We start from the raw sequence: 12397 nt of genomic DNA on the forward strand, positions 1-12397 counted from the left end.
ACCGCGATGCGTCCTTGGGGTCAGAGATAGCCGGCGACACGAAGGCGCTCGAAGGCGTCCTCGGTCTCGTGGTCGAGCGCGCGCCCCGAGCGCTCCGGGACCTTGGTCTGCTCGAGCTCGATCAGGATCTCGTCGATGGTCGACGCCGTCGAATTCACGGGGTTGGTGATGTCCTGATCGCCCAGCGAGCGGTAGCGCTTGCCGTCTTTCGCCAGATAGAGCGGGATGATCGGGATGTTCTCACGCTTGGTGTAGGCCCAGATATCGGCCTCGGTCCAATGCAGGATCGGATGGATGCGCAAATGCGCGCCTTGCGGCGGCGAGGCGTTGAAATGATCCCAGAACTCCGGCGGCTGGTCGCGCACGTCCCAATTGCCTTCAAGGCCGCGCGGCGAGAACACGCGTTCCTTGGCGCGGGTCGCTTCCTCGTCGCGGCGGATGCCGGCGATCAGGCCGTCGAAGCCATACTTGGCGAGCGCCATCTTGAGGCCTTCGGTCTTGCGCGCGGCGGAGCGGGCGGCCGGCGGCAATGTCGGATCGACGGCATCGATGGGCGGGCAGGGCTCGACGCGCAGATCGAGATCCCACTCCTTGCCGTAATGATCGCGGAAGCGATACATCTCCGGAAACTTCTTGCCGGTGTCGACATGAAGGGCCGGGAACGGCATCTTGCCGAAGAACGCTTTGCGCGCCAGCCAGATCATGACGTTGGAATCCTTGCCGAGCGACCACAGCAGGGCGATCTTCTTCAGCCGGGCGAAGGCCTCGCGGAAGATGTAGATGCTCTGCGCCTCGAGCTGGTCGAGATGGTCCATGCTCGGCGCAACATCGGCAGAAAATTCTTGCGAGCCCGGGCGTGCGAGGGGGGCTCTGCTGCTCACTCCGACCGAAGCGGAATTGTCCTTGAGAAGATGCATCTCTGCCACTTTGCGTTTGGAGGCGAAAATTCTATAGTTGCGATGCAGAAGAGAAGAAAAAATTTTCTCTTTGCGCGCTCGAAACGACACATATATAGAAAATAATTCCAGTCAACCCCGGAAGTGGGGGAAGCGAGTATCGTATGCGGTTCTTGCCGGTATTCCTCGATCTCAAGGCCGGTCCGGTGGTTCTCATCGGCGCAGGCGAGCTTTTGCGCGCCAAGCTGCGCGTGCTCGCTGCGGCCGGCGCGCGCATCCGTGTGCACGCGATCGACGGCAATCAGGATCTCGGCCTCCGCGCGGAAGACGCGGCGCGTATCGAAGTCCGGACGGGCGATCCGCTCACCGCCGATCTCGCCGGCGTCATCGCCGTCGTCTGCGCAGGCGCGGGCGATGTCGGGGTGGCGATGTCGATTCGCGCCAAGGCGCTTGGGCTCCCCGTCAACGTCATGGACGATCTCGAGCATTCCAGCTTCATCTTTCCGGCGATCGTCGATCGCGGCAACGTCGTGGTCGCGGTCGGCACCGGCGGCACATCCCCGGTGGTGGCACGGCGCGTGCGCGAGAAGATCGAGGCGCTGCTTCCGGCGCGCATCGGCGAACTCGCCGAGTTCATCGGCAGCTTCCGCAAATCCATCAACGAACGTATCGCCGAGTTTCCGCTGCGCCGCCGCTTCTGGGAGCGGGTGATCGACGGTCCGATCGGTGCCGCCGTGCTCGCCGGCCGCAAAAGCGAAGCTGACGCGGCGCTCAAGGCCATTTCCGATCCTTCCGAATTCGCGCGCGCGGACCAGCCGCAAGGCTCGGTCGCGCTGGTCGGCGCCGGTCCCGGCGATCCCGATCTTCTCACCATCAAGGCGCTGCGCGCGTTGCAGGACGCCGACATCGTCTTCCATGACGAACTGGTCTCGGACGAAATTCTCGACCGCATCCGCCGCGACACCACGCGCGTTGCCGTCGGCCGCCGCGTCGGCAAGCCCGGCATCGGCCAGGACGCCATCAACAAGCGCATGATCGAGGCCGCGCAGGCCGGCCAGCGGGTGGTGCGGCTGAAGGGCGGCGATCCCTTCGTGTTCGGGCGCGGCGGCGAAGAGATCGAAGCGCTGCGCGCCGCAGGCGTTCCCTATTCTGTCGTTCCCGGCATCACCGCAGGCCTCGGCGGCGCCGCCGATTTCGAGGTGCCGCTCACCTACCGTCATGAAGCGACCCGCATCACCTTCCTCACCGCGCACAAGGCGCGCGATGCGGAAGTGGTGGACTGGTCGGCGCTGATCGACACCAGGATGACCGTCGTCGTCTACATGGGCGTGTCCGCGGCAGCGACCGTGCGCGCGGGCCTGCTCGCTGCGGGCCGTTCGCCGGAGACGCCGGTCGGCGTGTTCGCCCGCGTCACGCGTCCCGACGCGCAAGGCGCGATCGGCACGCTTCGCGAACTTCCCGAGCTCGCGCGGAGAGCCGATGGCGGTCCGGCCATTCTCATCATCGGCGAGGTGGTCCGGCATGCCGGTTCGCTCCGCCGGCAGACGCCCAACCAAATCATCTCTGACCTATTGGATGCAGCCGAATGACCTCTCCGCTCGAACAGAAGAAGATCAAGATCGCCGGCCCCTCGATCGTGACCGCCAATCGCACCTGGGACGGCATCGTGGTGTACCGCACCACCGCCAAGAGCTGGTCCGCGGACCTCTCGGAAGCCGCGATCGTGCGCAACTCCGACGAGGCCAAGGCGTTGCTTGCGGAGTCCATCGCCGATGACGTCGGCGCGATCGGCCCCTATATCGCTCCGGTGCAGGTCGGCGCCGACGGCAAGATCGAACCCGGCAATCTGCGCGAACAGATTCGCCGTACCGGTGTGACCATCGGACAATCGGCCCAGGCTTAAGGCATCTTCTTATGTATGCTTACGACGAAATCGACCGCACGCTCGTCAACGAGCGCGTCTCGGAGTTCCGCGACCAGGTGAAGCGGCGCCTCTCCGGCGAGCTCACCGAGGACGAGTTCAAGATCCTGCGCCTGCAGAACGGCGTCTATCTGCAATTGCACGCCTACATGTTCCGCGTGGCGATCCCCTACGGCACGCTGGCGACCAACCAGCTGCGGGCGCTCGCCCATGTCGCGCGGAAATACGACCGCGGCTACGGCCATTTCACGACGCGGCAGAACATCCAGTTCAACTGGATCAAGCTCGCCGAATTGCCGGACGCGCTGGAAGACCTCGCCAAGGTCGGCATCCATGCGATGCAGACCTCCGGCAACAACATGCGCAACGTCACCTCGGACCAATGGGCCGGCGTCGCGCCCGGCGAGATCGAGGACCCGCGCATCTGGTCGGAGCTGATCCGCCAGCACACCACGCTGCATCCGGAATTCTCATTCCTGCCGCGCAAGTTCAAGATCGCGATCACCGCATCGGACCATGACCGCGCCGCGATCAAGATCCACGACATCGGCCTGCGCCTGATCAAGAACGAGAAGGGCGAGACCGGCTTCGAGGTGCTGGTCGGCGGCGGTCTCGGCCGCACGCCGTTCATCGCCAAGACCATCAAGCATTTCGTGCACGGCCGCGACATCCTCAGCTATATCGAGGCCATCCTGCGCGTCTACAACCAGTACGGCCGCCGCGACAACATCTACAAGGCGCGCATCAAGATCCTGGTGCACGAGCTCGGCATCGAGAAGTTCTCGCGCGAGGTCGAGGACGAGTGGCAGCACATCCGCAACTCCTCGCTTGAGATCGACGACGAAGTGATCGAGGACATCCGCTCGCGCTTCACCTATCCGGCTTACGAGAAACTGCCGCACATGCCGGACGAGCTGCGCCAGGCCGCGGCCGATCCTGATTTCGAGGCGTGGCGCAAGAACTCCGTGGCTCCGCACAAGGTGCAGGGCTATTCCATCGTCACCATCTCTCTGAAGCCGACCGGCGGGCCTCCGGGCGATGCCACTGCCGAGCAGATGGACGCACTCGCCGATCTCGCCGACAAATATTCCTTCGGCGAGATTCGCGTCGGCCATGAGCAGAACCTGGCGCTGCCGCATGTCGCCAAGCGCGACCTGCCGGCGCTGTGGAAGGCACTCGACAAGCTCGGGCTCGCGACGCCCAACGTCAACCTGATCACCGACATCATCGCCTGCCCCGGGCTCGATTATTGCTCGCTGGCGAATGCGCGCTCGATCCCGATCGCGCAGGAACTGACGCGGCGCTTCGCCAATCACGAGCTCGCCAATCTGATCGGCCGGCTCCACATCAACATCTCCGGCTGCATCAATGCCTGCGGCCATCACCATGTCGGCCATATCGGCATTCTCGGTGTCGAGAAGAACGGCGAGGAGGTCTACCAGATCACCATCGGCGGCCGTGCCGACGAGAGCGCCGCGCTCGGCACTTTGATCGGGCCGGGCGTCAAGTTCGACGAGGTCGCCGACGTCGTCGAGGACATCGTGGAAGCCTATCTGGCGCTGCGCGAGCGGCCCGAAGAGCTGTTCATGGACACCGTGAAGCGCCTCGGCGTCGAACCTTTCAAGGAGCGCGTCTATGCCACTCGTTAAAGGCGGAAAGATCACGGCCGACAGCTTCGCCAAGCTCGCCGTCGACACGCCGCTGCCCGAGGGCGGCGACATCCTGGTGCCGGCCGAGCGCTTCCTGGGCGAGGTCGACACGCTCCTCAACCGTTCGGGCAAGGTCGGCGTGATCTGGCCCAACAGCCGCGACATCAGCGAGCTCGTGCCCTATCTCGGCAAGGTCGCCGCCGTCGCGCTGGTTTTCCCCACCTTCCGCGACGGCCGCGCCTACAGCCAGGCCCGCCTGCTGCGCGAGCGCTACGATTATCGCGGCGAGCTGCGTGCGACTGGCCAGGTCTTGCGCGACCAGTTCGTGTTCATGCTGCGCGCCGGCTTCGACGCCTTCGAGGTCAAGAAGCAGGCCGACGCGGAAGCCTTCATGGAGACCGCCAAGCGCTATTCGGTGTTCTACCAGCCGACCGGCGACGGCCGTATCACCGCGCTGCACCGGCGCATGCAGCTGCGTCATTCCGAGGGTGTCGGCACGTGAACGTCGTTCCCTCTCAGCTCGCCCAGCTCTCCGTTTCTGCGCTGCCTTCCGCGCAGGAGCTCGATCGCGCCTTGCGCGATGCCTCGCCCGCGGAGATCGTTGCCGCGGCGCTGAAGACGGTCGGGCGCGAGAAGCTGGCGCTGGTGTCGTCCTTCGGCACCGAATCGGCGACGCTGCTGAAGGTCATGGCGGATGTCGACCCGGCGATCCCCGTGATCTTCCTCGACACCGGCTGGCTGTTCGAGGAGACGCTGGCCTATCGCGACACGTTGATCGCGACGCTGGGTCTGAAGGATGTCCGCTCGATCAAGCCGGCCGAGGAGACCCTGTCGCGCGAGGATCCCGACCGCGATCTCTGGTTCTCCGATCCCGACGCCTGCTGCCGCATCCGCAAGGTGGAGCCGCTGGCGCGCGCGCTGAAGCCCTTTGATGCCTGGCTCAACGGCCGCAAGCGTTTCCAGGGCAATGCGCGCACCGACATTCCGGTCGTCGAGGACGACGGTGTGCGATTGAAGTTCAATCCGTTCGCCAACGTCTCACGCGAGGACCTCGAGGCGATCTTCGTCCGCGCCAAATTGCCGCGTCATCCCCTGGTTGCCTCCGGTTTCCGGTCGGTCGGGTGTATGCCTTGCACGAGCAGAACGGCCGAAGGCGAGGATGAACGCGCCGGTCGCTGGCGCGGCCGAGCCAAGACAGAATGCGGCATCCACACGATGAAGACTTCGTAGCACAGCGACATTGCCACGCTGCAAACAAGGAAATCCGGTTTCGTTGACTTGAGCGCGTTTCGCCGCGAGTTTCGCCTGCCTTCGCCGACACCGATGTCAGTGAAGTGAATGGAGATGGACATGATGCGCCGTATCGTTCCGCTCGCTGCAGGTCTCGTCTTGACGGGTTTCTTGGCAAGCGCGGCTCCCGCCGCTGACATCAACCTGTTGAACGTGTCGTACGATCCGACCCGCGAGCTCTATGCCGAGTTCAACAAGGCATTTGCGAATGCCTATCAAAAGGAGACCGGCAAGAGTGTCGAGATCAAGCAGTCGCATGGCGGCAGCGGCTCGCAGGCCCGCGCCGTGATCGACGGCTTGCAGGCCGACGTGGTGACGCTCGCGCTCGCATACGACATCGATGCAATCGCAGCCAAGCGCCTTACCGCGGTCGACTGGCAGAAGCGGCTGCCACAGAATTCATCACCGTACACCTCGACCATCGTATTCCTGGTGCGCAAGGGCAATCCAAAGGCCGTCAAGGACTGGGACGATCTGGTCAAGCCGGGCGTCGCGGTGATCACGCCGAACCCGAAGACATCGGGCGGTGCGCGCTGGAATTATCTTGCGGCCTGGGGTTTTGCGCAGAAGAAATACGGGTCGGCTGACAAGGCCAAGGATTTCATCGGAAAGCTCTACCAGCAGGTGCCGGTACTGGATACCGGCGCCCGCGGCGCCACCGTGACCTTCGTCGAGCGCGGCGTCGGCGACGTGCTGCTCGCCTGGGAGAACGAGGCGTTCCTCGCGCTGAAGGAGTTCGGCGCGAACAAGTTCGAGATCGTGGCGCCGCCGCAGTCGATCCTGGCCGAGCCGCCGGTCGCCATCGTCGACAAGGTGGCCGACAGGAAGGGCACGCGCAACGCCGCCGACGCGTACCTGCAATATTGGTACACCAGGGAGGGTCAGGAGATCGCCGCGCGCAACTTCTACCGCCCGCGCGATGCCGAGATCGCAAAGAAATATGAAAACGCCTTCGCCAAGCTCGAACTATTTACGATCGACGACGTTTTCGGTGGTTGGACCAAGGCGCAGAAGGAACATTTCGCCGACGGCGGCATCTTTGACCAGATCTACAAGAACTGATCGGCTGCTGTCTTAAGAGGCTTTTTGCAGGGGGCCTGGTGAGCGCAATCGCAGCACGACGCCGGACATTGCCGGGCTTCGGTCTCACGATGGGACTGACGCTGTCCTGGCTGTCCGTCATCATCCTCATTCCGCTCGCCGGGCTGTTCCTGAAATCGCTCGAGCTCAGTCCCGAACAATTTTGGAATATCCTCTCCAGCCGCCGCACCCTGAATGCCCTGCGCGTCTCCTTCGGCCTCGCCTTCGCCGCGGCCTGTGTCAATCTCGTCATGGGCAGCATCATCGTCTGGGCGCTGGTGCGCTACCGCTTTCCCGGCCGCCGGCTGTTCGATGCCATCGTCGACGTGCCCTTCGCGCTGCCGACGGCGGTGGCGGGCGTCGCGCTGACCGCGCTGTTCGCCGAGCAGGGCTGGCTGGGGGCGCCGCTTGCAGCGCTCGGCATCAAGGTGGCGTTCACGCCGGTCGGCATCTTCGTCGCCATGATCTTCATCGGTATTCCCTTCGTGGTGCGCACGGTGCAGCCGGTGCTGCAGGATCTCGATCCCGAGATCGAGGAGGCCGCGGGCAGCCTGGGGGCCAACCGCTGGCAGACCATCACGCGCGTGATCCTGCCCTCGCTGGCGCCGGCGCTGCTCACCGGGCTCGCGCTCGCCTTCGCCCGCGCGGTCGGCGAATACGGCTCGGTGATCTTCATCGCCGGCAATCTGCCCAACGTGTCCGAGATCGCGCCGCTCCTGATCGTGATCCGCCTGTCCGAATTCCGCTATGCCGACGCGACCGCCATTGCGGTGGTCATGCTCGTCGTCTCCTTTGTCGTGATCCTGGCCGTCAACCGGCTCCAGCGCTGGGCGCAGAGCCGGATCCCGGCGCGCTGAGGGCGGACCATGACGATGCAGATCGCCCATTCAGGTCCCGTCACCTCGTCCGACGAGAAGGCCCGTGCACGTGAAGCCCTCGCGCGGGACAATCTTCGCACCGAGCCGAAGGCAGTGCGCATTGTCATCATCGTTGTCGCGGTCGCGTTTCTCGGCATCTTCGTCGTGCTGCCGCTGGTGGTGGTGTTCGCGCATGCGTTTTCGAAGGGAATCGCCGCCTATTTTGCAGCGCTGGCCGATCCGGAGGCGCTGGCCGCGATCAGGCTGACGTTGCTGGTCGCAGCGATCTCCGTGGGCCTCAATCTGGTGTTCGGCCTCGTCGCCGCCTGGGCCATCGCCAAATTTGACTTCCCGGGTAAGACGTTCCTGATCACGCTGATCGACCTGCCGTTCTCGGTGAGCCCGGTGATCTCCGGCCTCGTCTTCGTGCTGCTGTTCGGCGCGCAGGGCTATTTCGGCAGCTGGCTGAGGGATCACGACATCCAGATCCTGTTCGCGGTGCCAGGCATCGCGCTCGCCACTACCTTCGTGACCTTCCCGTTCGTGGCGCGTGCGCTGATTCCCCTGATGCAGGAGCAGGGCACGCAGGAGGAGGAGGCCGCGATCTCCCTCGGCGCCTCGGGCCTGCAGACCTTCTTCCGCGTCACGCTGCCCAACATCAAATGGGGCGTGCTCTATGGCGTCCTGCTCTGCAACGCGCGGGCGATGGGCGAGTTCGGCGCGGTCTCGGTCGTCTCCGGCCATATCCGCGGCGAGACCAACACGATGCCGCTGCTGGTCGAGATCCTCTACAACGAATACCACTTCGTCGCCGCCTTCGCGATTGCCTCCTTGCTCGCGATGCTGGCGCTGATTACGCTGATCGCCAAGACGGTACTGGAACGCCATCTGGACCAGGGACAGGCAAGTGACCATTGAAGTCAGAAATCTCGTCAAGACGTTCGGCAGCTTCAAGGCCCTCGACGGCGTCGACCTCAAGGTCGACGGCGGCGAGCTGGTGGCGCTGCTCGGACCGTCAGGATCGGGAAAGACCACGCTGCTCAGGATCGTCGCCGGCCTCGATTGGCCCGATGCCGGTGAAGTCCTCATCAACGGCGAGGACGCGCTGGCGCAGGGCGCGCGCGAGCGGCATGTCGGCTTCGTGTTCCAGCATTACGCGCTGTTCCGCCACATGACGGTGTTCGAGAATGTCGCCTTCGGCTTGCGCGTGCAGCCGCGCGCGGTCCGCAAGGACGAAGCGACCATCCGCGCCCGGGTCAAGGAGCTGCTCGACCTCGTACAGCTTGATTGGCTCGCCGATCGCTACCCGAGCCAGCTTTCCGGCGGCCAGCGCCAGCGCATCGCGCTCGCCCGCGCGCTCGCGATCGAGCCGCGCATCCTGCTGCTCGACGAGCCGTTCGGCGCGCTCGACGCCAAGGTGCGCAAGGAGCTGCGCAGGTGGCTGCGCTCGCTCCACCACGAGATCAACGTCACCTCGATCTTCGTCACCCACGACCAGGAAGAGGCGCTGGAAGTCGCCAACCGCGTCGTGGTCATGGACAAGGGCAGGATCGAGCAGATCGGCTCGCCCGACGACGTCTACGACAGCCCGGCAAGCGCCTTCGTCCACGGCTTCATCGGCGAATCCATCGAGTTGCCGGTGCAGGTCGAGGGCGGCGTCGTCAGGCTCGGCGACCGGCCGCTCGCCCTTGCGGCGGACGGGCTCGCGCCCGGCGCGTCAAGACTGTTCGTGCGCCGACATGACATGGTGGTCGGCCCGCCCGGCAGCGGCGCTTTCGAGGGTTCGGTGCAGCATGTCCGCAATTTCGGCCCCGTGCAGCGGGCCGAGGTCGCATTGTCAGGCGGCAAGACCATCGAGATCGATGCCCCCCGCGACAAGGAACTGCGCGCCGGCGACATGATCGGCCTCGAACCGCGCCGTTACCGGATATTTGCGGGTTAAGGCCCCGTGATTGCGGGTTCGATGCTTCGCATCGCCGGGGAATGACGGCTCAAATTTTCCTCAAAATTCACCTTTCAGCCATTGTTGATATGCAACAACGGCCCCTCATTCGGGGGCACCTTCATGCGCGCTGCGGCCGCAATTCTCATCACTTTGCTGCTCGCCGGCTGTGCCGGCAACGAGGCGCCGGTCCAGCAGCCGTCGATGTATACCGACATGGCGGTGCCGGGCTCCAAGCTCGATGCGCAGGCGGCCGCGATCATGATCTCGCAATACCGCCAGAACAACATGCTCGGCACGGTCGTGGTCGACCCCGATCTGATGCGGCTTGCGGAATCCCAGTCCCAGGCCATGGCCGCCGCCAACAAGATGGACCATGACGTCCGCGCGCCCCTGGCCAAGCGCCTCGCCGCCGGCGGCTATCCTGCCACCGTCGCGGTCGAGAACATCTCGGCCGGCTATCATACGCTGGCGGAAGCCTTTTCGGGCTGGCGCGACTCGCCTCCGCACCGCGCCAACATGCTCAAGAACGGTGTCACAAAATTGGGCATCGCGGCGAGCTATGCCCCCGGCACCAAGTACAAGGTGTTCTGGACCATGATCCTGGCCTCGACGGAGCGATGAGCCAGACTTGATCCCGGCATGCATTGACGCCGTCGCGAAGTGTCGCCACGGTGGCGCGCCATTGCTAATGTTCCCCGATGACAGATCGTAGCCCGGAATCCGCCCGCATCCCCGCGCATGCGCAACGCGTCCTGGTCCTGCAGGGCGGCGGCGCGCTCGGCTCTTACCAGGCGGGGGCCTATCAGGCGCTGTGTGGCGCCGGCTTCGAGCCGGAATGGGTCGCCGGCATCTCGATCGGCGCGGTCAACGCCGCCATCATCGCCGGCAACGAGGGGCCGGCCCGTGTCAAGCGGCTCAAGGAATTCTGGGAGATGGTCTCCGCGCCGGTGCCGTGGAAGCCGATCGGCAAGAGCGATCACAGCCGTGAGCTGTTCAACTCGACCAGTGCCGCGCTGATCGCCACCTTCGGCGTGCCCGGCTTCTTCGTCCCCCGCGTCCCGCCGGCGCCGCTGTGGCCGCCGGGGCATCCCGAAGCCCAGAGCTATTACGACACGGCGCCCTTGAAGAAGACGCTGGAGCGCCTGGTCGATTTCGACCGCATCAACGACCTGAAGACCCGCCTGTCGGTCGGCGCGGTCGGCGTCACCTCCGGCAATTTCAAATATTTCGACAATTACGAGCTCAAGAAGCTTGGCAAGAAAATCGGCCCGGAGCACATCATGGCCTCCGGCGCGCTGCCGCCCGGCTTTCCCTCGGTGATCATCGACGGCGAGCATTATTGGGACGGCGGCATCGCCTCCAACACCCCGCTCGACTACGTGCTCGATGCCGAGCTCGATCGCGACATGCTGATCTTCCAGGTCGACCTGTTTTCGGCGCGTGGCGATCTGCCGACCTCGCTGCTGGAGGCCGCCGAGCGCGAGAAGGACATCCGCTATTCCAGCCGCACGCGGATGAACACCGACAAGAACAAGCAGCTGCACAACGCCCGCAAGGCCGTGCGCGACCTGATCGGCAAATTGCCGGACTACCTGAAGAACGACCCCTCCGTCGAATTCCTCGCGAAAGTGTCGCGCGAAAGCACCGTCACCGTGGTGCATCTGATCTACCGCAGCAAGAACTACGAATCCTCGTCGAAGGATTACGATTTCTCTCACGTCGCCATGGTCGAGCATTGGGAGGCCGGCGTGAACGACGTGCACCTGTCGATGCGCCACAAGGACTGGCTCGAGCGGCCGCAGTCCGGCGAGACCATGGTGACTTACGATCTCACGGGGGACGTCTCCGCGCCCCCGGCAAAAAGGAGCGAACAGAATGGGTAGTCTGTCAGGCAAGAACGCCGTCGTGACCGGATCCACCAGCGGCATCGGGCTCGCCTATGCGCGTGCGTTCGCCGGCGCCGGCGCCAACGTCGTCATCAACGGCTTCGGCACGCCGGAGGACATCGAGAAGGAACGCGCCAGGATCGAGCAGGAGTTCAAGGTGAAGGCGATCTATTCGCCCGCCGATATGACCAAGCCCGCCGAGATCGCCGGGATGATCGCGCTCGGCGAGACGACCTTCGGCTCGGTCGACATCCTCGTCAACAATGCCGGCATCCAGTTCGTCTCGCCGGTCGAGGAGTTTCCGATCGAGAAGTGGGACCAGATCATCGCGATCAACCTGTCCTCCGCCTTCCACGGCATCCGCGCCGCGGTGCCCGGCATGAAGAAGAAGGGCTGGGGCCGCATCATCAACACGGCATCCGCACACTCGCTGGTGGCCTCGCCCTTCAAGTCGGCCTATGTCTCGGCCAAGCACGGCATCGCCGGTCTCACCAAGACCGTGGCGCTGGAGGTCGCGACCCACAAGATCACCTGCAACTGCATCAGCCCCGGCTATGTCTGGACGCCGCTGGTGGAGAAGCAGATCCCCGACACGATGAAGGCACGCAATCTGACGCGCGAGCAGGTCATCAACGACGTGCTGCTCGCGGCGCAGCCGACCAAGGAATTCGTCACCTCCGAGCAGGTCGCAGCGCTGGCACTGTTCCTGTGCAGCGACGACGCCGCCCAGATCACCGGCACCAATCTCTCGATCGACGGCGGCTGGACCGCCGCGTAACGCGCTCAGTATTGTAGGGTGGGCAAAGGCGCGTCAGCGCCGTGCCCACCGTCACTCGATGATTGGAAAAGAACGTGGGCACGCTTCGCTTTGCC

Annotated in this window: 13 protein-coding genes; 12 read left to right on the forward strand and 1 reads right to left on the reverse strand. The window is 64.7% G+C overall.

Annotated features, from left to right (window positions below):
• Window positions 1–20 precede the first annotated feature (20 nt).
• Window positions 21–815 carry a sulfate adenylyltransferase subunit CysD gene (cysD, locus tag DCM79_RS24085; protein ID WP_028138502.1) on the reverse strand — a complete coding sequence of 265 codons (795 nt, stop codon included), beginning with the start codon at window positions 813–815 and terminating at the stop codon, window positions 21–23.
• A 245-nt stretch (window positions 816–1060) separates the two neighbouring features.
• On the opposite strand from cysD, the gene cysG reads away from it, so the two are divergent.
• The 12 genes from cysG to DCM79_RS24145 all read left to right on the forward strand — a co-directional run bounded on the left by cysG (window position 1061) and on the right by DCM79_RS24145 (window position 12302).
• Window positions 1061–2485 carry a siroheme synthase CysG gene (gene cysG, locus DCM79_RS24090; protein ID WP_257176652.1) on the forward strand — a complete coding sequence of 475 codons (1425 nt, stop codon included), beginning with the start codon at window positions 1061–1063 and terminating at the stop codon, window positions 2483–2485.
• Window positions 2482–2799 carry a DUF2849 domain-containing protein gene (locus DCM79_RS24095; protein WP_257176653.1) on the forward strand — a complete coding sequence of 106 codons (318 nt, stop codon included), beginning with the start codon at window positions 2482–2484 and terminating at the stop codon, window positions 2797–2799. The genes cysG and DCM79_RS24095 overlap by 4 nt, the downstream gene beginning before the upstream one ends.
• 11 nt (window positions 2800–2810) lie before the next feature.
• Window positions 2811–4466: a nitrite/sulfite reductase gene (locus tag DCM79_RS24100; protein ID WP_257176654.1), complete on the forward strand. Its 1656-nt coding sequence runs from the start codon at window positions 2811–2813 to the stop codon at window positions 4464–4466.
• Entirely contained in the window at window positions 4453–4968 is a 516-nt protein-coding gene (locus tag DCM79_RS24105; protein ID WP_257176655.1) for a DUF934 domain-containing protein, read from the forward strand. Before DCM79_RS24100 ends, DCM79_RS24105 begins: the two co-directional genes overlap by 14 nt.
• Complete coding sequence (locus DCM79_RS24110; RefSeq protein WP_257176656.1) at window positions 4965–5696, forward strand: phosphoadenylyl-sulfate reductase; 732 nt, start codon at window positions 4965–4967, stop codon at window positions 5694–5696. The genes DCM79_RS24105 and DCM79_RS24110 overlap by 4 nt, the downstream gene beginning before the upstream one ends.
• 108 nt (window positions 5697–5804) lie before the next feature.
• Window positions 5805–6818 carry a sulfate ABC transporter substrate-binding protein gene (locus DCM79_RS24115; protein WP_257176657.1) on the forward strand — a complete coding sequence of 338 codons (1014 nt, stop codon included), beginning with the start codon at window positions 5805–5807 and terminating at the stop codon, window positions 6816–6818.
• 38 nt (window positions 6819–6856) lie between these two features.
• Window positions 6857–7693, forward strand: coding sequence for a sulfate ABC transporter permease subunit CysT (cysT, locus tag DCM79_RS24120; RefSeq protein WP_257176658.1), 837 nt, complete (start codon window positions 6857–6859; stop codon window positions 7691–7693).
• 9 nt (window positions 7694–7702) lie between these two features.
• Entirely contained in the window at window positions 7703–8611 is a 909-nt protein-coding gene (cysW, locus tag DCM79_RS24125) for a sulfate ABC transporter permease subunit CysW (RefSeq protein ID WP_257176659.1), read from the forward strand.
• Complete coding sequence (locus tag DCM79_RS24130) at window positions 8601–9635, forward strand: sulfate/molybdate ABC transporter ATP-binding protein (protein ID WP_257176660.1); 1035 nt, start codon at window positions 8601–8603, stop codon at window positions 9633–9635. The genes cysW and DCM79_RS24130 overlap by 11 nt, the downstream gene beginning before the upstream one ends.
• Before the next feature lie 123 nt (window positions 9636–9758).
• Window positions 9759–10259, forward strand: coding sequence for a CAP domain-containing protein (locus DCM79_RS24135; RefSeq protein ID WP_257176661.1), 501 nt, complete (start codon window positions 9759–9761; stop codon window positions 10257–10259).
• Between the two features lie 77 nt (window positions 10260–10336).
• Complete coding sequence (locus DCM79_RS24140) at window positions 10337–11521, forward strand: patatin-like phospholipase family protein (RefSeq protein ID WP_257176662.1); 1185 nt, start codon at window positions 10337–10339, stop codon at window positions 11519–11521.
• Window positions 11514–12302 (forward strand): 3-hydroxybutyrate dehydrogenase, encoded by a 789-nt coding sequence (locus DCM79_RS24145; RefSeq protein WP_257176663.1) that lies wholly within the window; start codon window positions 11514–11516, stop codon window positions 12300–12302. Before DCM79_RS24140 ends, DCM79_RS24145 begins: the two co-directional genes overlap by 8 nt.
• Window positions 12303–12397: the final 95 nt, after the last annotated feature.

This window comes from Bradyrhizobium sp. WBOS07, assembly GCF_024585165.1.
GTDB lineage: Bacteria > Pseudomonadota > Alphaproteobacteria > Rhizobiales > Xanthobacteraceae > Bradyrhizobium > Bradyrhizobium japonicum_B.